Annotated in this window: 22 protein-coding genes and 1 riboswitch; of the genes, 8 read left to right on the top strand and 14 right to left on the bottom strand. The window is 69.7% G+C overall.

What is annotated here, in order from left to right; genetic code table 11:
- The first annotated feature begins 17 nt into the window (after positions 1-17).
- Entirely contained in the window at positions 18-1,241 is a 1,224-nt protein-coding gene (locus tag OHA03_RS00180) for an IS110 family transposase (protein WP_266999505.1), read from the top strand.
- On the opposite strand, the gene OHA03_RS00175 is transcribed toward OHA03_RS00180, so the two are convergent.
- From OHA03_RS00175 to OHA03_RS00165, 3 genes are all read right to left on the bottom strand, one after another.
- Positions 1,212-1,808, bottom strand: coding sequence for an LLM class flavin-dependent oxidoreductase (locus OHA03_RS00175; RefSeq protein WP_323181125.1), 597 nt, complete (start codon positions 1,806-1,808; stop codon positions 1,212-1,214). The two genes, OHA03_RS00180 and OHA03_RS00175, sit on opposite strands and share 30 nt — an antisense overlap.
- Before the next feature lie 647 nt (positions 1,809-2,455).
- Positions 2,456-3,052 (bottom strand): TetR/AcrR family transcriptional regulator, encoded by a 597-nt coding sequence (locus OHA03_RS00170; RefSeq protein ID WP_266999503.1) that lies wholly within the window; start codon positions 3,050-3,052, stop codon positions 2,456-2,458.
- A 159-nt stretch (positions 3,053-3,211) separates the two neighbouring features.
- Complete coding sequence (locus tag OHA03_RS00165) at positions 3,212-4,228, bottom strand: alcohol dehydrogenase catalytic domain-containing protein (protein WP_266999501.1); 1,017 nt, start codon at positions 4,226-4,228, stop codon at positions 3,212-3,214.
- 394 nt (positions 4,229-4,622) lie between these two features.
- On the opposite strand from OHA03_RS00165, the gene OHA03_RS00160 reads away from it, so the two are divergent.
- The 3 genes from OHA03_RS00160 (at position 4,623) to OHA03_RS00150 (ending at position 8,856) form a co-directional block, all read left to right on the top strand.
- Positions 4,623-5,048: an Ohr family peroxiredoxin gene (locus OHA03_RS00160; protein ID WP_266999499.1), complete on the top strand. Its 426-nt coding sequence runs from the start codon at positions 4,623-4,625 to the stop codon at positions 5,046-5,048.
- A 362-nt stretch (positions 5,049-5,410) separates the two neighbouring features.
- Positions 5,411-7,660, top strand: coding sequence for a SpoIIE family protein phosphatase (locus OHA03_RS00155; RefSeq protein ID WP_266999498.1), 2,250 nt, complete (start codon positions 5,411-5,413; stop codon positions 7,658-7,660).
- Between the two features lie 575 nt (positions 7,661-8,235).
- Complete coding sequence (locus OHA03_RS00150; protein WP_266999496.1) at positions 8,236-8,856, top strand: HAD-IA family hydrolase; 621 nt, start codon at positions 8,236-8,238, stop codon at positions 8,854-8,856.
- 63 nt (positions 8,857-8,919) lie between these two features.
- Here the strand turns inward: OHA03_RS00150 and OHA03_RS00145 are convergent, their stop codons facing one another.
- Together OHA03_RS00145 and OHA03_RS00140 are read right to left on the bottom strand one after the other, a co-directional pair.
- Positions 8,920-9,951, bottom strand: a complete 1,032-nt coding sequence (locus OHA03_RS00145) for a nitronate monooxygenase (RefSeq protein ID WP_266999494.1) — start codon at positions 9,949-9,951, stop codon at positions 8,920-8,922.
- 232 nt (positions 9,952-10,183) lie between these two features.
- Positions 10,184-10,801, bottom strand: a complete 618-nt coding sequence (locus OHA03_RS00140; protein ID WP_266999492.1) for a TetR/AcrR family transcriptional regulator — start codon at positions 10,799-10,801, stop codon at positions 10,184-10,186.
- A 325-nt stretch (positions 10,802-11,126) separates the two neighbouring features.
- Here OHA03_RS00140 and OHA03_RS00135 point away from each other — a divergent pair, with 325 nt between their 5' ends.
- Together OHA03_RS00135 and OHA03_RS00130 are read left to right on the top strand one after the other, a co-directional pair.
- Entirely contained in the window at positions 11,127-11,429 is a 303-nt protein-coding gene (locus OHA03_RS00135; protein ID WP_266999490.1) for a muconolactone Delta-isomerase family protein, read from the top strand.
- A 287-nt stretch (positions 11,430-11,716) separates the two neighbouring features.
- The gene (locus OHA03_RS00130) at positions 11,717-12,361 is read left to right on the top strand and encodes a DsbA family protein (RefSeq protein WP_266999488.1); all 645 of its coding nucleotides are present in this window, start codon (positions 11,717-11,719) and stop codon (positions 12,359-12,361) included.
- Between the two features lie 330 nt (positions 12,362-12,691).
- Here the strand turns inward: OHA03_RS00130 and OHA03_RS00125 are convergent, their stop codons facing one another.
- Both OHA03_RS00125 and OHA03_RS00120 read right to left on the bottom strand, forming a co-directional pair.
- Complete coding sequence (locus OHA03_RS00125) at positions 12,692-13,342, bottom strand: DsbA family oxidoreductase (protein ID WP_266999486.1); 651 nt, start codon at positions 13,340-13,342, stop codon at positions 12,692-12,694.
- A gap of 438 nt (positions 13,343-13,780) precedes the next feature.
- Complete coding sequence (locus OHA03_RS00120; protein ID WP_267007873.1) at positions 13,781-14,341, bottom strand: NADPH-dependent FMN reductase; 561 nt, start codon at positions 14,339-14,341, stop codon at positions 13,781-13,783.
- A gap of 254 nt (positions 14,342-14,595) precedes the next feature.
- Here OHA03_RS00120 and OHA03_RS00115 point away from each other — a divergent pair, with 254 nt between their 5' ends.
- A complete protein-coding gene (locus tag OHA03_RS00115) occupies positions 14,596-15,078 on the top strand; it encodes a MarR family winged helix-turn-helix transcriptional regulator (RefSeq protein WP_266999484.1) in 483 nt (160 codons plus the stop codon).
- Positions 15,079-15,216: 138 nt separating this feature from the next.
- Complete coding sequence (locus tag OHA03_RS00110; protein ID WP_267007872.1) at positions 15,217-15,789, top strand: CGNR zinc finger domain-containing protein; 573 nt, start codon at positions 15,217-15,219, stop codon at positions 15,787-15,789.
- A 130-nt stretch (positions 15,790-15,919) separates the two neighbouring features.
- Here OHA03_RS00110 and thiE read toward each other — a convergent pair whose 3' ends face one another.
- The 7 genes from thiE to OHA03_RS00075 all read right to left on the bottom strand — a co-directional run bounded on the left by thiE (position 15,920) and on the right by OHA03_RS00075 (position 22,950).
- A complete protein-coding gene (thiE, locus tag OHA03_RS00105) occupies positions 15,920-16,597 on the bottom strand; it encodes a thiamine phosphate synthase (RefSeq protein ID WP_266999481.1) in 678 nt (225 codons plus the stop codon).
- Entirely contained in the window at positions 16,594-17,403 is an 810-nt protein-coding gene (gene thiM, locus OHA03_RS00100) for a hydroxyethylthiazole kinase (RefSeq protein ID WP_266999479.1), read from the bottom strand. Before thiM ends, thiE begins: the two co-directional genes overlap by 4 nt.
- A gap of 75 nt (positions 17,404-17,478) precedes the next feature.
- Entirely contained in the window at positions 17,479-18,885 is a 1,407-nt protein-coding gene (locus OHA03_RS00095) for a cytosine permease (protein ID WP_266999477.1), read from the bottom strand.
- Positions 18,877-18,971: riboswitch (TPP riboswitch) on the bottom strand. It overlaps the preceding gene by 9 nt.
- Positions 18,972-19,091: 120 nt before the next feature.
- A complete protein-coding gene (locus OHA03_RS00090; protein WP_266999475.1) occupies positions 19,092-20,030 on the bottom strand; it encodes a hypothetical protein in 939 nt (312 codons plus the stop codon).
- Positions 20,031-20,042: 12 nt separating this feature from the next.
- A complete protein-coding gene (locus tag OHA03_RS00085; RefSeq protein ID WP_266999473.1) occupies positions 20,043-21,638 on the bottom strand; it encodes a GMC family oxidoreductase N-terminal domain-containing protein in 1,596 nt (531 codons plus the stop codon).
- The gene (locus tag OHA03_RS00080; RefSeq protein ID WP_323181124.1) at positions 21,635-22,354 is read right to left on the bottom strand and encodes a DUF5987 family protein; all 720 of its coding nucleotides are present in this window, start codon (positions 22,352-22,354) and stop codon (positions 21,635-21,637) included. The genes OHA03_RS00085 and OHA03_RS00080 overlap by 4 nt, the downstream gene beginning before the upstream one ends.
- Positions 22,351-22,950: a hypothetical protein gene (locus OHA03_RS00075; RefSeq protein ID WP_266999471.1), complete on the bottom strand. Its 600-nt coding sequence runs from the start codon at positions 22,948-22,950 to the stop codon at positions 22,351-22,353. Before OHA03_RS00075 ends, OHA03_RS00080 begins: the two co-directional genes overlap by 4 nt.
- Positions 22,951-23,344: the final 394 nt, after the last annotated feature.

Below are 23,344 nucleotides of genomic sequence, written 5' to 3'. Positions count from 1 at the left end.
GAGACGGGGAGGGTCTGTTGCTGCTGATCGGTGATGACTGGGCCGAGGACCACCACGATGTCGAGGTCCAGGACGAGACCGGCCACAAACTGGCCGCCGCGAACCTGCCCGAAGGGGTGGCAGGCATCGCGAAGCTGCACGAACTGATCGCCCGCCACGGCGGCGCGGACCTGGACCCAGCCGAGGTCGTGGTCGGCATCGAGACCGACCGCGGCTCGTGGGTGCAGGCCCTGATCGCCTCCGGCTACCAGGTGTTCGCGATCAACCCCCGCCAGGTCAACCGCTTCAAGGAACGCTATGCCTCCTCCGGCGCCAAGAGCGACAAGGGCGACGCGCACGCGCTGGCGGACATGGTCCGCATCGACCGGGACCAGCTTCGACCGGTGGCCGGGGACAGCGAGCAGGCCCAGGCCGTCAAGGTCGTCGCCCGTGCTCACCAGAGCCTGATCTGGGAACGCACCCGCACCTTCCAGCGGCTGCGTTGCACTCTGCGCGAGTACTTCCCAGCCGCTTTGGCCGCATACGCGGACCTGACACTGACCAGCACGGACGCGCTGGAACTGCTGATCAAGGCACCTGCCCCGGCAGCCGGGGCAAAGCTGACCCGCACCCAGATCACCGCCGTCCTGACGCGACACCGCCGCCGCAACCGGGACGCGAAAGCGGCCACCATCCAGGCCGCGCTGCGTGAGCCGCAACTTGGTCTGCCCGAACCGGTCACCGCCGCCTACGCGGCCACCGCCACCGCCCACGCCCGCTTGATCATCGCGCTGAACGAGCAGATCGCCGCGATGGAAGAGCAGGTGAAGACCCATTTTCTGGCGCACCCGGACGCTGAGATCTACCTCTCGATGCCTGGCATCGGGGAGATCACCGGCGCCCGGGTGCTTGCCGAGTTCGGAGACGATCCCACCCGATACGCCAACGCGAAAGCCCGCAAGAACTATGCCGGCACCAGCCCCATCACCCGAGCCTCCGGCAAGAGCCACAGCGTCCAGGCCCGCTACGTCCGCAACAACCGCCTCGCCGACGCCCTGCAATCCCAGGCGTTCGCTGCCCTGCGATCACCGGGCGCCCGCCGCTACTACGACAAGCAACGCGCCCGCGAGGTCGGCTACAACCCCGCCCTCCGCCAGCTCGGCAACCGGCTCGTCGGCATCCTCCACGGCTGCCTCAAAACCCGTACCCACTACGACGAAGCCACCGCCTGGTCACACCATGCCTACACCTCTGCCGCTTGACCTCAAACGACATGGGGTGTCTGACTCGCTGTGCGGGAAGACGGACAAGCCGTCCAGAGCCGGCCGGGTGGTGCCGGACCAGGAGACGGGCTTCTCCTTCAGAAGCTCAGCGAACAAGGTGACCTTCTCCTCGAAAAGCCGGTCGTAATCGCTGAGTTCATAGCCGAAGAGTGGGAAGGACTCGGTGCTCGAGCCTCTGCCGAGAATCACCTCCGCGCGGCCCCCGGAAACCGCGTCCAGTGTGGCGAAGCGCTGGTAGACCCGGACGGGGTCGTCGGAGCTGATGACGGTGACACCCGATCCGAGACGGATGCGCGAGGTGCGTGAGGCGATCGCGCCGAGGACCACGTCGGCCGCCGAGAGCGGCATCCAGTCGGTGTGATGCTCCCCGATGGCGAAGTGGTCGAGGCCGACCTGGTCGGCGAGTACCCCCTCCTCGACCAGGTTCCGGATCGTCTCGCCATGCGTGAGCGGTTGGCCCTGGGCATCGTTCGTCACATCGCCGAAGGTGTCCAGCCCAAGGGTGATCGGATGCCCGTCCCCACGGGGCGCGGAACGGTTGGTCATGTCAGGCTCCTTGTTCGGTGGGTTGCCCGGCCTGCGCCGTCGGGGCGTCTCCGCCCTCGGACGACCGGCAACGGCGGGCTCTTGCACCCGTCAGGCGCAGGTGCTCCGGTGCGCGGGATGCCGGGCAGGCCTCGTCGAGCAGCGCCGGCTCGTGGTTCGACAGGCCGACAGGGCCTGCGCTGTGCCTCGGTGCCAGGAAGCGATCTCCGGCAGTCGGCGGGCGACGGCTTCCCCGTTCCGTGCCGCTTGCTCCGCTTGTTCGAACCCCGAGCATGTACTTGTCTCGTCAATTATATGCTTGCCGGCTCAAGTGGAAGTCCCGAGTCCTTGATCTGTCAAGAAGTCGGGGTGGTGGGATGTCGCTCGATCGCGCCTTCGCCTCGCATCGCAAGGCCGCTCGGCACTCACCCGCACCGGCTCGAGCGCGGGGAGGCCGGCGGCGCTCGTACGTATGCACGCAGAAATGCACGTCAGAGGGATCGGCGGGGGTCCTGGCCGGCCTTCGCTACGGATGCCGGTGCTGCACGGCCTGGGCGTACGGGGGTGCAGGCGCGGCCGGAGGCTGTGCAGGGGTATGCCCGATTTCGATCCAAGGGAGGGGGCTGCGCCCCTCCCTCCGTCCTTGCGGATGTCGGCCACCCACGGGTCTACGGCTGAGCCTCTTCCGGCGGCGGCGCGAGCAGTGTCCCGAAGGCCGTGTCGAAGAAGTCGTCGAAGGCATCGTCCGACCGGCCGGCGCGTGCGGCGATGAGCGTGCCCTCCCATGCGTTCAGGAGGAACCGTGCTGTCTTCTCCGTATCGAGGTCCGCTCGCACCGCGCCGGCCTGCTGCGCCTCGACGAGAGCACCGCGGATCATCGAGGCCCAGTGGTCGAGCGATTCACGGACGCCGGCCCGGATCGTCTCGCTGTGGTCGGCGACCTCGACCCCGAAGTTCCCGATGAGACACCCACGGGTGAATCCCGCACTCACGGTCTCGTCACGCAGGAACTCGAAGTGCTTGCGCAGGCGCCCCAGCGGCGCGATGTCGGGCGCCGCCAGATCCTGCATCCGCAGACTCGCGCCGTACCGGCTCAGGGCGACGACGGCCAGTGATTCCTTGCTCTCGAAGTGGTTGTAGAACGACCCCTTGGGGGTGCCGGCGGCATCGGTGATGTCCTTGACGCCTGCGGCGTTGTACCCCTTCGAGTGGAACTGCGCGACCGCCGCGTCGACGATCTCTTCGCGCATGCTTCGTCGGGCCATGACGCCACCTCCCTACGGCAATATGGTCGGTCGCCTCGGCAGAGTCAAACGATGCCTGGCGGGGTGCTCCCCGGGCTGGGCCGGCCCGCTCTGCCGCACGCGGCAGGGCGTGCCCCGGGCCCGGGAAGCGTCTTCGGCACGTAGCCCCCCGTCCCGCGGTCAGGCGGTCATGTCCAGCACGACCCGGAAGCGGGCCCGCCCGGACAGCATCCGCTCGTACGCCTCGGGCGCCTGCGCCAGGGGCATCGTCTCCACCATCGGACGGATGCCGAAGCGGTTGCTGAAGTCGAGGTTGTCCTCGTTCTCGATGGAAGAGCCTGTGAGGCTCCCGCTGATGGTGCGCGTGCCGAGGACGAGATCGGGCGTGGAGATCGAGAGGGGGTCCGGAGCGACGCCGACCACCACCATGTGCCCGCTCGGGGCGAGGCCCGGGATCAGCGGCGTCATCGAGGCGCCACTGGCCGCGGTGGCGATGATGGCGTCGGCGCCGCCCAGTTTCTGCAGCGCGGCACCCGGGTCCTCCGCCGAGCTGTCGATGTAGTGGCTCGCGCCCAGTTCGACAGCGAGCTGCTCCTTCTCCTGACCCCGGGCGATGGCCGCGACGCGGTAGCCGAGCCGGGTGGCGTACTGGAGTCCGAGATGCCCGAGGCCTCCGATGCCCTGGATCGCGACGAGGGCGCCGGGGCGGGCGTCGAGCTGGCGCAGGGCGCTGAAGGTGGTCAGGCCGGCGCAGAGCAGCGGGGCGGCATCGATGGGGGACATGCCGTCCGGTATCCGGACCAGGCCGCTGCTGCGGGCGATGAGCACCTCCGCGTATCCGCCGTCCGTGGTCGTCCCGGTCTGGGGCTGGTTCGTGCAGTTGACGAAGTCTCCGCGGCGGCAGGGCGTGCACTCGCCGCAGTGGCCGTTCAGGAAGCCGACGCCCACCCGGTCCCCGATGTGCCAGGTGTGCACACCCTCGCCGACGGCGTCGATGACACCGACGACCTCGTGGCCGGGAACGATCGGCTGCGCCGGATCGGCCCGCAGGCCCTCCACCGCAAGCACGTCGGAGTGGCAGACCCCGCAGCTCTCCACCCGCAGCCTCACGTGCCCGGCGGGCGGCGTGGGGACCTCTCGGGTGACCAGCTCGAAGTTCCGCGCCCCTGTGACTTCGATTGCGCGATAGGTGGACATGGTGGTTCTCCTTGGCCGATGGCTGATGGCTGATGGCTGATGGCTGATGGCTGATGGCGGGTGCGGGCGGCTGGGCGCCGGTACCGCGGCAGTGGCGGCGCAAGCGGCGGCACGCCTTGCCCGCGGTGCTTCGGAGCGGTGCATGTACCCGCTCCGGAATTTCAATATGGCCGGTCGTCTTAAATGTGTCAAGCGCCGTCGGGGCGGGGTCCGGGCCGCCGTCCTGCGGGCCCCGGTGTCTGGAGTGCACCGGTCCCGACGTGACGCGCGCCCTCACGGCAGACGAAGCCGTCACCTGTTTGACGGGTGACGGACCGCCATGGCAAGGTCATCACCATCCAGACGGGTGACGCTCCTGGGTGGTCCACCTGGGGCGAGCGAGAAAGGCATCAGCATGGCTGAGACGAACTACACGGCCGTTGTCACCGCGACCGGCGAGGGCCGCAACGGCAGCCGCACCCAGTCCACCGACGGTCTGCTCGACCTCACCCTTGCCATCCCGCAGGAGATGGGCGGCGCCGGCGGGGCCACCAATCCTGAGCAGCTTCTCGCCGCGGGGTGGGCGTCCTGCTTCCTGGGCGCGGTCAAGATCACGGCTGCGGAGAGAAAGGTTTCTCTGAAGGACCTGGCCGTCGTCGCCGAGGTCACCCTGCACCACAAGCACGAGACGGGCGACTACAGCCTCAGCGCCGTCCTTCACCTGGAGCTCAGCGGGGTGGACCAGAAGACCGCGGAGGAACTCGGCGCGGGCGCCCACCAGATCTGCCCGTACTCCAAGGCGCTCGACATCCCGGTCGCCATCGAGGCCACCGTCGCCTGAGGCCGCAGCCACCTCGGCCTTCCGGGTCGTCGAGGGCGCGGCCCTCCGCGCCCTCGACGTGCGCCGCGGCGATGAAGGCCGTGACGCCCTACGCACTCGCGTGACGTGCTCCAGCGCTCGATTTCTGACCGCGGGCACTGGCGCGGCGGACCTCGATGTCGGCGGCACCGTCACCGCGACCCTGGACAGGAAGACCAGCACCCGGACTGTCTCCGGCCTGCCCAATGTCTACCGGGTGGTGAGTGGTGGTCCGCTCGAACCGGGCGTCCTGCCCCTGACGCTCGCCCCAGGGCTCACCGCCTGCTCATTCATGAGCGAGGGGCCACCGCCGAATTTATACTCCCGGTATAGGGAGCCGTTCTGTGAAGAACACCAGCGCAGTCGGAGAACACCGCCGCAGAGGCGGGTCCACGCGGATCCGGGGCACGGATGTGGCGGCGACTCTGTACCGCGCGCTCCGCGAGGCCGTGCACCGGCTGGATGCCGTGGCGGCAGTGGTCTACCTCTTGGACGAAGACCGCACGCGACTCCGGGCCGCGATGATCGGCGGCAGCCCGCCTTCCTCTTTCACACTCCCCGGGCGGATGGAGCTGGACGCGCCCTACGCCTCCGCACGTGCCCTGGCCTCAGGACGGCTGACGGTCCTGGCCGATCCCGACCCGGCCGCGGCGGACCAGCAGCATGTGCCGCCCTATCCGTACATCGCCATTTCGGCTCCTGTCATCGCCGCGAACCACCGCTTCGGCGCCATCACCGTCCTTCGGCTGGAGACCCAGGGCGGCTGCGAGGCAGCGGACTGCACAGGGCTGACGGAGATCGGTGACGAGTTGGCGGTGGCCCTGACGGAACTGGCGGAGAGCGGCGCCGCGATCACACCAGGTCACATGCCGGTACTTGTGCCGGCATTCGGTGCGGATCCAGCCCTCTGCACGCCGGGCTGGGGGGTGCCCGGCGTTCCTGGCTCCGCGGGCACGAGCCTCCTGTACCCGCAGAAGCGTCTTGCCGACATGCTGAACCAGGCCACGACCATGGACCACATCGTCGGTGCAGCCCGGTACTGCGTGATGTCCCCCTTTCGCGCCCAGGGCCTGGTCCTGGCCTCGGTCGACGAGGGCCGCCTGTGGATTCTCGGGCACAGCGGGGACTCCTCCGGCATGGTCCGGAACCTCCACGGCGCCAGGCTGGACGCCCGGACGCCGGCGGCGGAGGCGGTCCGGGGGCGTCCGCTGTTCTTCTCCGGCGGCCGGCTGTCGGCTACCGACTCCGACTGCTCCGAGGACGAGCCGGAAGCCGAGGCGTACCTCCCTCTCGTCGGAAGCAGGCACGTCATCGATCTTCCTCTCATCGAGAGCAAGAATGTCGTCGGCGTCTGCTGCCTGTCGTTCGACGCGCCTCGCGGCTTCCCGCCCGAGGAGAGGGCCATCCTGAGCATGATGGCAGGAGCCCTGGGCGCGGCGGTGGAGCGCGTCCAACTCGGCATGGAGCAGCGCGCGGTTGCCGAATGTCTCCAACGGTGGCTCCTCCCGTCCACGCTCTCCGAGCTGCCCCGGCTGACCACCACAGCGCGCTATCGGCCTGCCACGGTCACTTCCCAGGTGGGCGGTGACTGGTACGACGTGATCAAACTGCCGGGTGAGAGAGTCGTGCTGGTCGTCGGTGACGTGGAAGGCCACGCCATGGAGAGCGCCGCCGTCATGGGCCAGGTGCGTAGTGCGGTGGTGGCCTACGCAACCGAGGGCCACCGCCCCGCCGCGGTGATCGACCGGACCGGCAGGCTGCTCGCCGAACTGGGTACGGAACTGCTCGTGACGTGCTGTGTCGTCGCCCTGGACACGGCAGACGGCATGGCCGAGGTGGCCTTGGCCGGTCATCCCGAGCCGCTGGTGCAACGGCCCGACGGGAGCATCGGCCCTCTGGAAGCACCTGCCAACCTGCCTCTGGGCGTCGCGACGATGGATGGCTACCGCGGGCGTGAGCACGTCCTTGACCCCGGGTCCGTCCTGATGCTGTATTCGAATGGTCTGGTCGACTGCGCCGGGACCGGCCCGGGGGCCGCTCTGGAAACGCTGCTCGGCTCCGGCAGCAGCGAGGCCGGGTCCGATCTCGAGCAGTTGGCCGACCGCCTGATCGCCGAGGCGGCGGGCCCCCATCAGCGCCGTGATGACGCGGTGCTGCTCCTCGCCCGCTATGAAGGTGCCGGTGTCGAGGGTGTGACGCGGACGGGGAGTCTTCACATCCAGCGTCGCGACCTGCACGGGGTCAAGGCGGCCCGCAGTTTCGTGGAGCAGAGGTTGCGGTCCTGGGGGCTGGCGGAAATGTCGGACGACCTCGAGCTCATGGTCTCCGAGATCGTGACCAACGCGATCATCCACGCGGGCAGCGACGTCGATGTGCGGCTGCGGGCGTACACGGATCGCGTGCGGCTGGAGGTGCGGGACTCCGACAGCAACCCGCCCGTACCTTCGCCCCTGTCGCTCTCCGAGGAGGGAAACGCAGAGGCCGAGCACGGCCGTGGTCTCCTTATCGTGGAGGCCCTGGCCGGGCTGTGGAACAGCTCCCCGAACGGCCGTGGCAAGACGGTCTCGCTGGACGTGCCGATCCCGGACGCCTGAGCCATGGTGTGCCGGCCTGCGCCGCTTCGGGGCGCCCGGATCTCGTCGAGGCCGACGCCGTGAGCGGCCGGCGGCTTGCGGGCGAAGGTTCTGGGGGCCTTCGGATCCTTCGAGGCGCCGAAGGTCTCCGGCGACGCGGGCCGCCGGCGAACAGTACGTCAGCGGAACAGCGAGATCGCGGCTGTTGTGAGGGGACCGGACCGGCGTTGCTGTCTGTGGAACGCGAGGACCGGAGCGGGCGTCAGAAGCCGTCGACGTCGACGACAGACGCGACGGTGACATTGAGGAGTGCAGGTGGGCAGTCCGACGCCCTGAAGGCCTGCGATATCGTAGTCAGCCTGGGGTGAGGAGGGGGTGCAGGCTTCCGATGTCGCCGGCCTCCCTGCAGGATCACGCACAGCGGAACCGCTGAGCAGTCCCCTCCCTCGGCAGCGCGCAGGCGAGTCGGGCGTTTTCGACGTCGGGACGGTCGTGGACGGGTTCGTCCGACAAGGCCCGGCTGACGTCCCGCCACACCACTGTCTGTTCGGGTCAGGTGGCGCTCGTGCCCCTGCTACTGCATCTGGAGTTCCGTCATGACCCACCGCACCGGCCTCATCCTCGACTTCGGCGGCGTTCTGACTACGCCTCTCCTGCCCGCCGTGCTCGCCTTCGAGCAGCGCGAGGGTCTGGCTGAAGGCGCCTGCATCGCCGCGCTGTACCTCGATGAGGACGCAGTTCGGCGCACCCACGACCTCGAGCGCGGCGCGATCACTCAGGCGGAGTGGAACATCGCGGCAGCGAGGAAGCTCGGTGTGGCCGCCGACAATCTCATGGGCCGTATCTTCGCGGATCTGCGTCCGGAGACCACCATGATCAAGGCTGCGGCCGCCGCGCGGCGGGCCGGGGTGGCGGTGGGGATCCTGTCCAACTCCGTCGGTCTCGACCCGTGGAATCTGTACGACGGGTACGACTTGGACCAGCTGTACGACGCCGTGGTGATCTCCGAGCAGCACGGGATGCGCAAGCCCGAGCCGGCCGTCTTCCAGCTCATGCTGGAGATGCTCGGCAAGCCCGCCGAGGACTGTGTCTTCGTGGACGATACCGAGCAGTACCTCGCGCCGGCAGCGGAGTTGGGGCTGGCGGGCGTCCACGCCAAGGACCCGAAAGAGACGATCGCGCAGCTGGAGGCACTGCTCGGAGTTTCGTTGGTCTGAGGGCCCCGATGTCCTGCGCCGGCGTCGCCCGGAGCGTGCCGGACGTCGTGCACGGTTCGCCGGTCAGAGCTCGGACGCCAGCCCCTGCAGGATCTGCCCGGCGGGTTCGGCTGCGGCATGGCGGTATCCGGTGCCGGCCCACAGATTGATCCGTTCGGGATCGTCCGCGGCAGCGGCAGCTCTGCGCATCGGGCTGGTCAGGTGGTGCAGTGCGGGATAGCCGGCGGGGGCGAGGTCGGTGTAGCGGTCGGTGAAGTCGTTGCGCAGTGCCCGTGCAGGACGCCCCGTGAACGCCCGGGTCACCACGGTCCGGCGCCGCGCCGGGTCGGCGAGCGCAGCCCTGTGGGGTCGTGAGGTGCCGGCCTCGTCGGCACGCAGCAGGACGCTGCCGACCATGACAGCTGTGGCTCCGGCACGCAGTGCCCCGGCCACGTCCGCCGGGGTTGCCACTCCGCCTGCGGCGACGAGCGGCAGGGACACCGCCTGGCGCACCTCGCCCAGGAGGTCGGTCAGGGGGACGGGCGCCGGAATGTGCTGCGGGGTGAGCGTGCCGGAGTGTCCTCCTGCTGCCGAGGCCTGCACGGCCAGCAGGTCCACGCCGGCCTCCGCGGCCAGGCGGGCCTCCGCAGCCGAGGTGACCGTCTGGACGACCAGGGTCCCCGCGGCGCGCAGTGCGGCGATCACCGCTGCCTCCGGGATGCCGAAGGTGAAGCTGACGACCGGTACCGGGTCGGTCAGTAGCAGGTGGACCTTGTCCTGCCAGTGGTCGTCGTCCTCGACGATTCCGGCTGTATGGACGTCGACGCCGTAGGCCCGGGCCTCGGGTGCGACAGCGCGGGCATAGCGGCGGAAGGCTTCCGGCTCAACCGGAACGGGGTTGGGCGCGAACAGATTGACCCCGAAGCCCACGCCGTCGGAGCGGACCTTGGCGATCTGCTCGGCCAGGGCGTCGGCGGTTCGGTAGCCGCCCGCAAGAAACCCGAGGCTGTTCGCCCGGGCCGCCGCGGCGACCAGCGCGGGCGTGGTCGGACCGCCGGCCATCGGTGCGGCGAGAATAGGGGTGCTCACTCCGAGAGCGGCCAGCGGCGAGATCATGATGCGTGTGTTCCTCCTGCGAGGCGGTGACGCCCGCTTTGTCGGGTCTCCCGCGAACCGCGCTCCGGTCGGCACGCGGGACGGCCTCCGGTACGGCTGCCGACATGTCGTGCGAGGTGGTGCGTGTCGCCCGGCCCGGGAAGCATTCCGCCACCCGGACCCAAGGCTTCTCCGGAACCGCCCTGCCCCACCGGCCACGACGAGCTGCAGATCGAGGTCTGCAGCTGCGGTGTCAGGCGTTGGCCGGCGCCTGCGCCGTGCGGGCGCCCAGTAGCGCCACGCAGTTCGTCCAGAGGGCGCTGAGCTGGGAAGTGTTGTTGTAGAGCTTGGCGAACAAGACCTGGCCCTCGAGCTGCGCGACCACGGACCGGGCAGCTTCACGCGTGTCGGTGACGGCGACCTCGCCACGCTCCAGGGCCTCGGTGATGACCGAGTCGACCATCTCGACCTGGGCCTCGAAGATCGCCTGCAGGTGCTCGCGGACAGCTTCGGTCTGGTTGCTCATCTCCAGGGTGAGATTCCCGAACATGCAGCCCGAAACGGTCCCGCAGCTCTGCTGGCCGGCCCGCTGGTCGGCTTCTGTCTCCTCGAACAGTTGCCGCAGCCGCTGCAGTGGCGGCGCCTCGCTCTTCAGGATGCGAGTCCAGTCGCGCTGCTGTTCGGCCCACTGCTCGTTGATCACGGCGAGCGCGAGAGCCTCCTTGGACTCGAAGAAGTAGTAGAAGCTGCCCTTGGGTACTCCGGCTGTCTTGCAGATCTCGGCCACACCCAGAGCCGAGTAGCCGCGCAGCTCGATGAGCGTGTGCGCGGCGCTGAGGATCTTCTCTTTGGCATCACTGGTCCGTCCCATGTCACCAGTATATGACCGCTCGACTATAGTCTACTAGACCGGTCGACTATTGACCCACGCGCGATGGTATCCCTGATTGACGGCGGACTGCAGGGCTGTGGAGAAGCAGCAGTACGTCACCGTGCAGGTGCCCGGCCGGCATCCGGGGCGGTCCCAGGGGGCAACTGGTTCGCATCACCGGTCCTGTCGCGGGCGACGGTCGGTCCGGCAGCGCGTCTGATGGTGCTCGCCTCGGCGGGCACCGGGTGCCGGGGAAATCCGACACCGCCCCGTTCCGCGCGTCCCGGCGTACCCAAGTCCCATCAGTATCGAGAGAGGTAAGACCATGCAGGAGTTCTTGGTCGGGCTCACCACAACCGTTCCCGAGGGCACCGACCCGGCCGAGGTCGACCGCCGCCGCGCGGCCGAAGCCGTCCGGGCCGGCGAACTGGCCGCCGCAGGCCATCTGGTCAGGCTGTGGCGCCCGGTGGGTGAACTGCGCAGCGTCGGTCTGTGGCGAGCCGCCGACGAGGCCGAGCTGTACGAGAGGGTGCTCGGCACGCTGCCCCTGTGGCCATGGATGGCGGCGGTGGTCACCGCCGTCCAGTCGCACCCCAACGACCCGGGCGGGATCGCCCGCGCTGCCTGACCTCACATCTCTCCCTGTGCTCGGCTCCCCACTGCCCAGGCATGGTCGAGGCGGGGAGCCGAGTTCCGTCCGTCGGCACTTTGACAATTCTCGACCGGTCGTCTAGTTTGATAGGTGACCGGTCGGCTATCTCGACACTGTCCGTGGCCAGACCAGGCCGGTCCGCACCGCGGCAGGGACAGCCGTGCCACGCCCTGCCGCCTTCCGGCACCCGCATCGGTGCCATCCGACCGCTCAACCTTCCCCGGCCCGTCCTGCGGGCTCCGTGACTGCGCTTGGATTCCCTCGTGAACGACCCCCGCACCCGCACGCCGGTCGACTTCTGGTTCGACCCCGTGTGCCCGTGGACCTGGCTGACCTCTCGCTGGATGCTGGAAGTCGAAAAAGTCCGGCCCGTCACCACCACCTGGCATGTGATGAGCCTGGCCGTCCTCAATGAAGGCCGCCTCGACGAATTGCCCGAGCGTATCCGTGTCCTCATGGGGCAGGCGTGGGCACCGGTTCGTGTCCTGACCGCAGCCTCGCAGGCCCACGGCCCCGACGTGCTGGAGCCCCTGTACACCGCGCTCGGCACCCGATTTCACCTGCAGCAACAGCCCAGGACCCGCCCGACCATCGAAGCCGCCCTGCGTGATGTCGGACTCCCCGTGGGCCTGGCCGATACCGGCGACACAGAGGCCTACGACGAGGCACTGCGGGCCTCGCACCAGAAGGGCATCGCTCTGGTCGGTGAGGATGTCGGCAGTCCCGTCATCGCAGTACCGGCCTCGGCCACCGATGCCGGCCAAGTGGCGTTCTTCGGCCCGGTCGTCACACCCGCCCCCAAGGGTGAAGAGGCCGGACGGCTGTGGGACGGAACCCTGATCGTCGCCTCCATACCGGGCTTCTACGAGATCAAGCGCAGCCGCACCGTCGGTCCTGTCTTCGACTGACCCGGTTCGCTCATCGCTGGGCCGGCTCGACACCAGGAGCAGTGCTCCTGGTGTCGAGCCGGCCCAGCGATCGTTGTGACCTCACTGACCTGACTCCGGCGAGCTGGGCGATCTCCTCATGGCGGAGCCCCGGCACCCGACAGGTGCGCAGGAGCTCCCCGAACGCGGTTCCCCGGGCGCCGGATCCGGGCAGATGGGCGACCGAGGCCGGGCCGCGGGGGACGGGTACTGCCCGATTCAGGGTGCGGCAGGGCCCCTCTGTCGGGGAAGCGTCCCCGGCAGAGGGGCCCTGCCGTGAAGGAAACAGCGAAGCGCTGCAGCGGCCGGGTGTCAGTGCCGAGCTGTCGACCGGTTCTGCCATGCCTGTTCCAGCGCCTGGGTGAACAGCTCGACGGACTGCAGGCCGGCCACGCCGTACTGCCGGTCCAGTACGAAGAAAGGCACGCCGCCTGCACCTAGTTCGGCGGCCTGCCGCTCGTCGGCCCGTACGTCCTCGGCGTATGCGTCGGCATCGTTGAGCACCTCACGGACCGCTGCCTCGTACAGCCCCACTTCGACCGCCATGCTCACCAGGGTCTCCTGGTCGTAGATCGAGCGCTCGTCCGTGAAGTTCACCTGGAAGGCGAGATCCATCAACTCGGTCTGGAGGTCGCGGGCCTTGGCGAAGTGCAGGAGGCGGTGGAGCTCGAAGGTGTTGCCGTGGACGCGTCCGCCGATCCGGAAACCGAGCCCTTCGGCGTGCGCCTCGGATGCGGCGTACTCCTCCCTGGCGACCTGCTGCTCACGGGTGCGACCGTACTGGGCGGCGACGGCATCGATGATCGGTGTCGTGCCATTGGCGGCCTTCGGGTTGAGTTCGAATGAGCGGTACACCACCTCGACGTGGTCGCGGTGCTCGAAGGCCGCGAGTGCCCGCTCGAAACGCGCTTTGCCGATATAGCACCAGGGGCAGGCGATATCGGTCCAGATCTCGACGTTCATGTGTTCGCATCTCCATGTTCGCGATGGGCCGCACGGGTACGGGGGGCCGTCCCGGGCCGGCGGCGATGCCCGGTCCATCCGGGCCCGGCTGAGTCGTGTCCCGATGACGCTCGGCCAGGTCCTGGCGAAGCGTCGCGGGTCGAGGGGATAGACGACCGACCGTCTATTAATGATCCTAACCCGACGCGACGCTTGACGGACAGTGCGGACTCGTGCTGAGCGGGGATGCATCGATGCGGAGCTGGTTTGCCGGATTCGCGGCGCCACCGGGCCGCCGCCGCGTCCGCGGAGTTCACGAGGTGCCGCTGTGTCATTTCCGACCGGCGCCGCTGTGTGGCCCGCTGACCTCGATCCGCGGTTCGGTCATGCCTCGGAATCCCTCTGACGACGGCCCGAAGGCGATGACTTCGGGCCGTCGTGGTCAATCTCTGTGCGGTGTCAGCTGGTGCGCAGGGGGGCGAGGGCGTTGGTCCAGGCGATGACCTGGTCGAGGGTCGTGTTGAGGGTGTCGCGTTGGATGGCGGCGGGCTTGAAGGTGGAGAAGTTCTCGAAGTCGGTGAAGAGGGAGAGGGCGACCTGGGAGCGGACGTCGGCCATCTGCAGTTCGCCGGCGATGCCGCGCAGGTGCTCCACGGCGCGGGTGCCGCCGGTGCCGCCGTAGCTGATGAAACCGACGGCCTTGTTGGTCCACTCGGTGTACAGGAAGTCGATGGCGTTCTTCAGGGCGCCGGGCACGGAGCGGTTGTACTCGGGGGTGACGATGATGAAGCCGTCGAGGGACGCGATCTTCTCCGCCCAGGCGTGGGTGTGCGGCTGGGTGTACTGGCCCATCGACGGGGGGTAGGCCTCGTCGAGCAGCGGGAGCTTGTAGTCGAGCAGGTCGACGATTTCGAAGTCGGCGTCGGTGCGCTGGGCGGCGGTCTCGTGGACCCAGCGGGCGACGGCCTCGCCGTTCCGTCCCGGGCGGGTGCTTCCGATGATGATGCCGATCTTGGTCATGGTGGCCTCTTCGCGCTTCGTGAACAGCTTGAACATGTACTTGCCTCGTCAAGTGGATACTTGCCTTGTGAAGTAGATACCCGACTGCTTGATGCGTCAAGTAGATGTGAGTCACACCTCTTCGGAGGGGGCGGTGTCGCGGCCCCCGGGCTGGAGCTCCGCACACCGTGACGAACTGGCAAATAGCAGACCGGTCTACTATTACCACTGCGAAATGCTGACTCGTTGATCCGTCAAGGAGCTAAAGTGGGGAGATGTCATCCGAAGAGCAGCAGTTGCAGCCCCTCGATCCGGTCGAGGAAGCGTTCGTGCGTGCGCTGAGCCGGGTGCTGCTGGCTCTGCCGCGTGTGGTCGACGCCGACCTGGTGCGCGGAGCGGGGCTGCCGCTTTCCGAGTACACGCCTCTGATGCACCTGTCCGAGGCTCCGGGGAAGCTGATGCGGATGAGTGAACTCGCTGCCGCCTGCAACCTCTCCCTCAGCGGGATCACCCGCGTCGTCATCCGGCTCGAGAATCAGGGCTGGGTCCAACGTGCCAAGTGCAGCCAGGACGGGCGCGGTTGGAACGCCGTACTGACTGACGCCGGGCTCGCCCGCCTGGAACAGGCCTGGCCGACATTCCTGGTCAGCGTGCGACGCAATCTCGTCGACCACTTCAGCGGCCAGGACCTCCCCCAGCTGACGGCCGCGCTGCAGCATGTCGCGACCCCGAGCGGGCGAACCATGGCTGATTCCTGACATCCGGCCTGCGGCAGGCTGCTGCCGCAAAGGCCGCGAGCGGGATTGCCGCGACGGAGTCCCGGATCGCGGCCGGTCTGCGAGGGGAGGTGTGGGCTCCTTGTTCTCTTGTTCGTCACCTGTCAAAATGGTGACATGATGCATGCCTTTAAGTGCGGCACCCCCGTGCTGGACTTCGTAGGGACCCTGCGCGCACGGCGCAACGCCGAGCCTCTCGAGATGCTCGCGTCGCCGGAGAGTCTCGACTCCTGGTTCCGCGAGTCCGGAATCGTTGACGGCGATACGCATTGCGAGCCGTCCGACGTGGCGGAGGCGGTGGCTCTACGCGAGGCGATCTACACGCTCGTGGCCGCCAGGCTGGCGGATGAGAGCTACGACCCCGACGCCCTCGCCCTGGTCAACCGTAAGGCGCGTAAGCCGTCCGCAGTCCCGCAGCTCACCAGGGAGGGGCGCCGCATCGAGGCGACCCCGCAGCAGGCTGTGTCCTCGATAGCCCGACAGGCCATCCGTGTGCTCAGCGGACCGGAGGTGTTGCTGATCAAGGAGTGCACCAGGCCCGAGTGCACACAGATCTACATCGACCGGTCCCATGGAAATCGCCGGGAGTGGTGCGCCATGGACCCGTGCGGAAACAGGGTGAAGGCGGCCGCATACCGTGCGCGCAAGAAGGCGAGCAAGTCGCGCCCGTCGACAGCGGCAGTGGGCCAGTAGGGACTGAGCGGTCGGTGCCACGCCTACCGCTGGTGGGGCCGGTCGTCGGGCAGTCCGGTGTCGAGGACGTGAAGTCAGGCTCCTTGGCCGGAGTCGGATCCGACGATCGTCCGTACGCGGGTCGGCTCGGTCATGCGTACCTCTCCTCCCGGGCACGGTCCCATGCCCGTGCGTAGGCGTGGGCCGACGCACGGGGGTCCGCGGCGGCGCAGATGCCGGACACGGCGGCGGCTCCCACCGCCCCGGCGTCTCGCAGGCGTGGCAGGTCGGCCGGGGTGATGCCGCCGATGGCCACGGCGGGCAGGTCGCTGAGCCGGGCGAGGCGGGCGAAGCCGGCATGGCCGAGCGGGGCCGGGGCGTCCGCCTTGGTCCGGGTCGCGTGCAGCGCGCCGATGCCCACGTGGTGGACTCGCGCCGGATCCTCGGCGGCGGCGCGCAGTTGGTCGGGGGTGGCTGCACTCAGGCCCAGAACCGCGTGCTCTCCGATCAGTTCGCGTACGGCGGCCGGCGGCAGATCCGACTGGCCGACGTGAACACCTGTCACGCGTGCGCCGGCGGCCCGGGCCGCCAGGAACACGTCCACCCGGTCGTTGACGATCAGCGTCACTCGTTCGGGGAGGACGGCGGCCACCTCCAGAACCGTACGGAGGAACTCCCTCCCGGCGGCGTGCTTCTCCCGGATCTGTACGGCGGTGACGCCCCCGGCCACTGCCAGGGCGACGGTCTCGGCCACGCTCCGGCCGCGGGCCGCGCACTGGGCGGTGTCCGTCACCAGGTAGACCGACAGATCCACCGGTGCCGCGGTCACGAGAGAGCCGCCCGCTCGGTGAGGTCCGCCTCTTCCAGCGCGGCGAGCGCGTCGAGGAAGGCGACGGCGAAGCTGCCGGGCCCGGAAGCCTCCTTCGCGGCCAGCTCGGCGGCGACCGTGTACGCGGTGACGGCGGCCACCACCGCGGCGAACCGGTCCTCGTCGACCGCCGCGAAGGCCGCCATCACGGCACCCAGCGCGCAGCCACCCCCTGTCACCCGGGTCAAAAGGGCATCACCGTTGGCGATCCGGGCGTTGCGCGCCCCGTCGGTGACGAAGTCGACGGGCCCGGAGACGGCGACCACACAGCCGGCTGTACGCGCCAGCTCGCGTGCTGACTCCTCGGCGGCCCCGACGCCGTCGGAGGAGTCCACGCCGCGGCCGCCGTCGCCCGCGCCCGCGAGCGCGATGATCTCGGACGCGTTGCCCCGGATCACAGTCGGTCGCAGCCGCAGGAGCTCTCGTGCCAGCGCGGTACGCACCGGCAGCGCGCCGACCGCCACCGGGTCGAGGACCCACGGCGTGCCGGCCGGACCCGCCGCCCGTGCGGCCTCGACCATGGCGGAGCGCTGCTCCGCGTGCGGGGTGCCGAGATTGATCAGCACACCGGAGGCGATCCGGGCGAACGGGCCGGCCTCCTCCGGAATGTCGACCATGGCCGGTGAAGCGCCCAGCGCCAGCAGGACGTTGGCGGTGAAGCCCGTGACCACCGAGTTGGTCAGGCACTGGACGAGAGGGGAGTCCGCCCGCACGCGTGCGAGGGCCTGCGGGGCGAAGGCGGTGTGGTCGGCGGATGTAGCGGGCATGGGATATCGCTCCGTGGGGGAGGGGATGTCGTTCGGGTGGCGAGCGACGTCGGGGGTCCGTCGGCCGGCGGCAGGTCAGTCCTGCGGGCGGTGGCGTAGCCGCAGCGGCGCGTAGACGGCGAGCGCCACGAGGAACGCCACGTAGTACGAGAGGTCGGCGCCGTGCAGGGCGGCCGCCACCGGGCCCACGTACAGACTGGTGTCCATGAACGGCACGGCCGCGGCGAAGGCGACGGCGAATGCCAGCAACGGGGGCCATCCGGACTGCGGCCGGGCGATCTCGGCGGCGAGGTCGATCGCCGCACCGCCCCGTGCCCGGGTCCGTGCGATCCAGTCGACGACGACGATCGCCACGAATCCGGGGATCCAGTAGCCGACGAACAGCAGCACGTTCTGGAAGCGGGCAGTGGTGTCGGCAGCGTGCATCCACAGCACCAGAGGGACGCCGAGCACCGCGGCGAGGGCGGCCGCCGCCGGGCGCGGAAGACGCACGCCGACGGTCTGCAGAGCCAAGGAACCGCTGTAGTCGTTCATGGCGTTGCTGCAGAGGGCAGCCAGCGCCACGGCGAGCAGCCCGAACGCGCCCAACACCCCACCGCCCAGCAGCTTGTCCACCCCTGCGGCGGTCTGGTCGGTCAGCACGGACGCCCCCAGCAACCCGAGGGCCTGGACGGCCACGAAGGACACCACGAGACCGAGCAGCGTGAACCAGAACATGCGTGGGCGCGAGGTGGTGCGTGGCAGGTAGCGGCTGAAGTCGCTGGCGTACGGAGCCCAGGACAGGGCCAGACTCAGCGCGATGGTGCTGGTCAGGACGAACGCGCCGGCCTGGTCGGCGCCGTGCGCGGTGCCGGCGCCGACCGGATGGACTCCGTCGAGCAGCCGCCAGGCGATCAGCGCGAACGCGGCGGCGAGCACGAAGGTCATGACGATCTGGAGCCGGTGGATGGCCTCGTAACCCAGGACGCCGAGGGCGCCCTGGGCCACCATCATGGCCAGGACACCGAGCCAGAACGGCCAGCCGCAGAGCCGCGCGAGCGCGTCCCCACCGAACAGCCCGATCAGCGCGTCCCAGGCGACGGAGGACAGCCACTGCAGGATGCTGGGCACCGTCACGGCCCGGCCGAAGGCGAGCCGGGCCAGCGGCAGCTGCCCGGCACCGGTCTGGCTCCCCCAGGTGCCCAGGCAGGCGGTGGGCACCGCGCCGAGCACCGTGCCCAGTACGACGGCGGCGAGCGCGGTGGCGAAGTCCAGGCCGAGTGCGATGCCGACGGTGCCGGTGAATACGCCGGTCATGGTCAGATTGGGAGCGAACCACACGGTGAACAGGCGCCCGGGACCGCCGTAGCGGTTGCTCTCGGGGACCGGCTCGATGCCGTGCGTCTCGACGCGGAGGTCGCCGGGGGCCGTTGGCATCCGTCCGTCGAAGACGGTCTGCCGGCCGTCGGCGGGCAGCCCGCCGGAAACATGCGTCAAAGGCATGAAAGACATCCCTCCGCCAGTGCGAACTGGTTCAGGTTCGACGGGTGTGATCTCAGCCCTCGGGTAGGGCACCCCGTGTCCGGTACGACGGTCAGACTAACCCGGTCCCTTTGCACACCTGCACGGAGGTCTGCGTGTCAACGACTCGGTGGGTTCGTCCGAGGCGTGGATGCGCCGTCCGCGTCACGGGGGGCGGCGCGCCGTGCTCACGGGCGCGTTCCCACCTCCGCGTGACCCGTGCGATCCAGATGCCAGCGGTGTTCCACCTCGAAGCGGTGCAGTCCGGTGCGGCGTTCGACGATCACGTCGACGGAGGCGCGTTCCGTGTTGGTGCACGTGGCGGTCGCTCCGTCGGGGTCGGTGTAGGAGAGCGACACACAGTCGGCCGGGTCCTGGGCCACATCGATCCGTACCCTGCGCCGCGCGGTGCCGCCTGCGACCGACCAGTCGGGCAGCCCGATCCGTGCGCGCAGCAGCGGCGCGGTCAGCAACGGGTGGCGCGGCCAGTCGGTGCCGCCGATCCGCAGCTGAAGCATGGGCAGCGGTGGCAGCCACCGCATCGTGGGACGGCGGGCGACGGCGGCCACCACTTCCAGTACGTCCCCGCCGCCGAGGCCCGCATGAAGCCACGCCCATCGCTGGGCATTGCCGTGCCCGGCGATCCGGGCGACGCCTCCCACGGCGTCGGAGAGGGTGAACCGCCTTTCTCCGAAGACGAGTTCCCCGGCGAAGACGGCGTCGGGGGCAGGCACGACCTGGGCAGCGGGCAGCAGTTCACGCTGCCAGGACCAGCGCGGAAAGGTGTAGAGGGGCTCTCCGCCGCCGGTGACCGTCAGGTGCCAGCTGATCGCGCCCGCGGTGCCTTCCAGCAGCCGGGGCGTTGCCCGCACCCCCGGCACCTCGAAGTACGCCTCGCCCTGGGGCGTTGGGGAGTCCGGGGCCCCGAACCGCTCGGTGATCGGCGGTCCGTCCGGCGGGAATACGGATATCCAGCCATGCGCCCGGGCCGGGCCGTCGTGCTTGGGTGCCACCACTTCGTGGTGGATCCATACGCCGGTGCCGGTACGGGGATCGGTCAACGTCGCGTACCAGACTTCGAGCCGCCCTGGGCGGCCGGTCATCCGCGGCGGGTAGAGCGAGTTCACGAGGGTTTCCTTTCACCGGGGCGCGGGGGCCCCGTACCGTGCGCGCACGCCTGCCTCGGCAGTGCTCTCCACGATGCCGGGACAGGCCCGTTCGGCCAGCGCCGCGATCGTCAGTGAGGGGTTGACGCAGAGCGAGGTCGGCACTGCCGAGCCGTCGGTGACGAACAGGCCCGGATGGCCTCGCAGTTCGCCGCGTTCATCGAGTGCCGAGGTGGCGGGGTCGTCACCCATCCGGCAGGAGGCGAGCGGGTGCGCACTCACGAACCCGGCGGGGTTCTCGCTCCAGGGCCGTACCCGCGCAAGACCGTCGCGCTCCAGCACCGCGCGGGCCTCGGCATCCGCGGCGGCCCAGCCGCGCAGGGTGTTCGCTGTCGGCCGGTACGAGAGCGTCGACAGGCAGAGCGACGTGGCCACGCGTGTCGAGCTTCCGGTGGGCGGCGGCGGGCCGAAGACGCCTTCGTTGTCGTCCTCGGTCATGGCGAGCACGGAGAGCCACGACGGCCAGCGTGCCCGCATCTCCTTCTTGCGGACGCCGAACCAGCTCGTCGCCGGGGTGTCGGTGGCCTGGGCCAGCAGGTCGGTGATGCCGGGGAAGTAGATCTGCTGAAGGGAGAAACGGGTGAACTCCGCCGTTGCCGGGTCGAGCCGGTCGTACGACATGGAGCCGATGGGCTTCCCGATGGGGAATCCCTGGTACGGGATGCCCGGGGCGCGCTCGAGACCGAGCAGGTCGCGCACCTTGCCTTCGTCGACGTCGGCGATGGACACGCGGTCGCCGTTGCCCGAGAAGTAGCGTCCGACGGCTTGCGGGACACCGCCGAGCAGGGGAGCCGAGCGCTGCAGCAGCACCGGGGTGGCCAGAGCGCCTGCGGCCAGCACCACGGTCTTGGCCTCGATCGCGCCCACGCCGACCGGCAGCCGGTAGTCGCCGGCGTCGAGCTGCGTGTACGAGACGCGGTAGCGGTAACCGGGTGTGGTGGCAGGCGCGATCGTCTGCGCCTCGTGGAGTGGGCGGATCTCGGCGCCGTGTGCGGTCGCGGCGGGGAGGTAGTTCAGCAGCATGGAGCGCTTGGCGTCGAAGTGGCAGCCGTTGAGCATCCAGTTGCAGTTGGTGCAGCGGGCCAGGTCGACGGCGACGGGCACAGGATTGCAGGTGCGGCCCGCACGGGCGCACGCTGCAGCGAACAGCCCTCCGGCGTAAGGGACTTGGTCCCAGTTCTGCTCGGCGACGGGCAGAGCCTCCTCGACTCGGTCGTACCACGGGTCGAGTGCCGCGCGCGTCAGGGTCGAAGGCCACAGGCGATGGCCCAGACTGCCGCGGCGATCGAAGACGAAGCCCGGCGCCCGCAGCGAAGCGGCGAAGTAGACCACGCTGGACCCGCCGACGCAGTTCCCGGCGACGACGGTGATGCCGTCGCCCTGCACGAGGTCGACGATCCGGGTGTAGCTGCCCAGGCGCAGGTCATGGGTGAAGTCGGGGGCGGTGAGGTGCGGTCCGCGTTCCAGGATCACCACCTCGGCGCCACCCGCGGCCAGATGGTAGGCGGGGATGGCACCCCCGAAACCGCTGCCGATGACCAGCACGTCGGTGCATTCGGTGGCGCTCATGCGGGGTGCCCTCCGGGGGTGGTGAGCGGGTGCTCGGAGGCGAGCCTTCGGCCGTACGAGTAGTCAGGGAAGCGCCACAGTCCGTCGGCGTCGGGCACCGGGAAGCCGATCCAGGCCAGGCCCGGGTGGCGTTGCCGGATGGCTGCGGCGGTGTGCAGATGGGCTGCGGTGTCGAAGGCCGCGGCGGCGAAGAGTGCGAGCAGCACATACAGCTGCCGGTCCGGGGCGCCGGGCGTGAGCATCTCTCCGGCGAGCGCGGTGCGGTCGGTGAACCGGAGGGCGACGAAAGGAGGTTGAGTGGGCAGCAGGACCCGGCCATGGGTGGCCGCATAGGCGAGGGCGCGGGTGTTGACGAGCAGCGCCAGCTCGGGCAGCAGTATGCCGATGCCGAGGTCGGGAAGGTTGAGCAGCTCGACGGCCCCCGCCTGTACGGCGCCGGGACCAGGGGCCGCCCCGGCGATCGCCACGTCTCCGCCGTACCGCTTCTCGCCCGGGACCATGGTGTCCGCAAACGCCTCCAGCGTGGCGGTCGTCGGGTCGGGCAGTGCGAGGGAGGCGGGCAGCAGCCCGGCCCGAGCCACCGGGACCGGCTCGGGGACGGGACGCGCCGAAGGCGCGGCTTCGGCGGTCGGTTCCCCTGCCCGTAGGGCGGCGACGGCGGCGGTCAGCCCGACGAGCAGCCGGCGCCGAGTGGGACGTGCGGGTGGTTCGCTCAACACAGCCCGCTCACCGGCAGCCGCACCGTCACACCCGCGGCATCGCGCACGAGCACGTCGGCGAGCCGGGCGTCATACGGCCGGATCACCCGCGCGGCGTCCTCGGCCTGCGCGGGCTGCCCGGCGACGGTGATGTTTCGTACCCTCGCCGCGGCGCTGCCCTCCGCCTTGTCGAACCAGTAACTGCCATCCCAGCCGACCAGTTCGGTTCCGCCGGCCGTGGCCTGCACACTCCAATGGTCCAACTGCCAGTAACGGCAAGCCGGTACGGCGATCGCGAAGCGCGCCGGCTCGGCCAGCAGAAAGCGCGCCGCGCCGCCGTTGGTCACGGTGATGTCCCGCTTGGCGTACTCCACGCACAGCGGGTCGGCGCCGAACAGGGAGAGTGGCGGCGTCTCGCCCTCGCCGTAGCGGTGGAAGGTGCACGCGGAGGCGTACGAGGGGTCGGTGTAACCACCGACGCCCGGCTCTGCAGCCGAGGCGGAAGCGGCGGGGAGCAGCGCGGCGGCTGCCGCCACCACTGCGCCGAAGACGGTGAGGCGGACGCTTGTCGACAGGGCGCCGAGGGCGTTCGCCGTGTGGCGGAGTACGGGCACAGCAGGACCTTCTTCACGTCCCAGCCCTGATGGGCGGCGGTTACCGGCGGTCACATGCAGTCAGCATCTTGATTGCTGCTCGCTGTCGGCGCAAGACATGGGACGGAGGTGATCCCGGTCGGTGGAGAGGCAAGGGCGTCGGTACACCCTCCGGATACGTGAAGCGTGCATGCCCGCCGGACAACGGCGCCGGAGGAGACGCGTACGACTTGCAGCGTCAAGCCTCCATGAAGCGATCAGACAGAGGACTTCGGCTGAGAACCTTCTGAGAAACGTCGGCCCGGACCGAGGGGACTGCTATCCCGTATGACGCCGTTCACCTGTGTGTTTGCTTCCGCGCCGGTCTCACGACGCCGGTGGCTCAGAGGGAACGCAGAAGTTGCGCCGCCAGGAT

Origin of the sequence: Streptomyces sp. NBC_00154 (assembly GCF_026342835.1) — a bacterium.
GTDB lineage: Bacteria > Actinomycetota > Actinomycetes > Streptomycetales > Streptomycetaceae > Streptomyces.
Note: the sequence above shows the minus strand (reverse complement) of the source record. Positions and strands in the feature narration are given on the sequence as shown.

What these genes read in the sequence shown, in the direction of transcription:
- OHA03_RS00125 (WP_266999486.1), bottom strand. Translation starts at nt 13,342, where the DNA reads ATGAACGTCGAGATCTGGACCGATATCGCCTGCCCCTGGTGCTATATC.
- OHA03_RS00145 (WP_266999494.1), bottom strand. Translation starts at nt 9,951, where the DNA reads ATGATCTCGCCGCTGGCCGCTCTCGGAGTGAGCACCCCTATTCTCGCC.
- OHA03_RS00150 (WP_266999496.1), top strand. Translation starts at nt 8,236, where the DNA reads ATGACCCACCGCACCGGCCTCATCCTCGACTTCGGCGGCGTTCTGACT.
- OHA03_RS00160 (WP_266999499.1), top strand. Translation starts at nt 4,623, where the DNA reads ATGGCTGAGACGAACTACACGGCCGTTGTCACCGCGACCGGCGAGGGC.
- OHA03_RS00110 (WP_267007872.1), top strand. Translation starts at nt 15,217, where the DNA reads ATGCATGCCTTTAAGTGCGGCACCCCCGTGCTGGACTTCGTAGGGACC.
- OHA03_RS00140 (WP_266999492.1), bottom strand. Translation starts at nt 10,801, where the DNA reads ATGGGACGGACCAGTGATGCCAAAGAGAAGATCCTCAGCGCCGCGCAC.
- OHA03_RS00165 (WP_266999501.1), bottom strand. Translation starts at nt 4,228, where the DNA reads ATGTCCACCTATCGCGCAATCGAAGTCACAGGGGCGCGGAACTTCGAG.
- OHA03_RS00115 (WP_266999484.1), top strand. Translation starts at nt 14,596, where the DNA reads ATGTCATCCGAAGAGCAGCAGTTGCAGCCCCTCGATCCGGTCGAGGAA.
- OHA03_RS00175 (WP_323181125.1), bottom strand. Translation starts at nt 1,808, where the DNA reads ATGACCAACCGTTCCGCGCCCCGTGGGGACGGGCATCCGATCACCCTT.
- OHA03_RS00170 (WP_266999503.1), bottom strand. Translation starts at nt 3,052, where the DNA reads ATGGCCCGACGAAGCATGCGCGAAGAGATCGTCGACGCGGCGGTCGCG.
- OHA03_RS00120 (WP_267007873.1), bottom strand. Translation starts at nt 14,341, where the DNA reads ATGACCAAGATCGGCATCATCATCGGAAGCACCCGCCCGGGACGGAAC.
- OHA03_RS00085 (WP_266999473.1), bottom strand. Translation starts at nt 21,638, where the DNA reads ATGAGCGCCACCGAATGCACCGACGTGCTGGTCATCGGCAGCGGTTTC.
- OHA03_RS00135 (WP_266999490.1), top strand. Translation starts at nt 11,127, where the DNA reads ATGCAGGAGTTCTTGGTCGGGCTCACCACAACCGTTCCCGAGGGCACC.
- thiM (WP_266999479.1), bottom strand. Translation starts at nt 17,403, where the DNA reads ATGCCCGCTACATCCGCCGACCACACCGCCTTCGCCCCGCAGGCCCTC.
- OHA03_RS00095 (WP_266999477.1), bottom strand. Translation starts at nt 18,885, where the DNA reads ATGCCTTTGACGCATGTTTCCGGCGGGCTGCCCGCCGACGGCCGGCAG.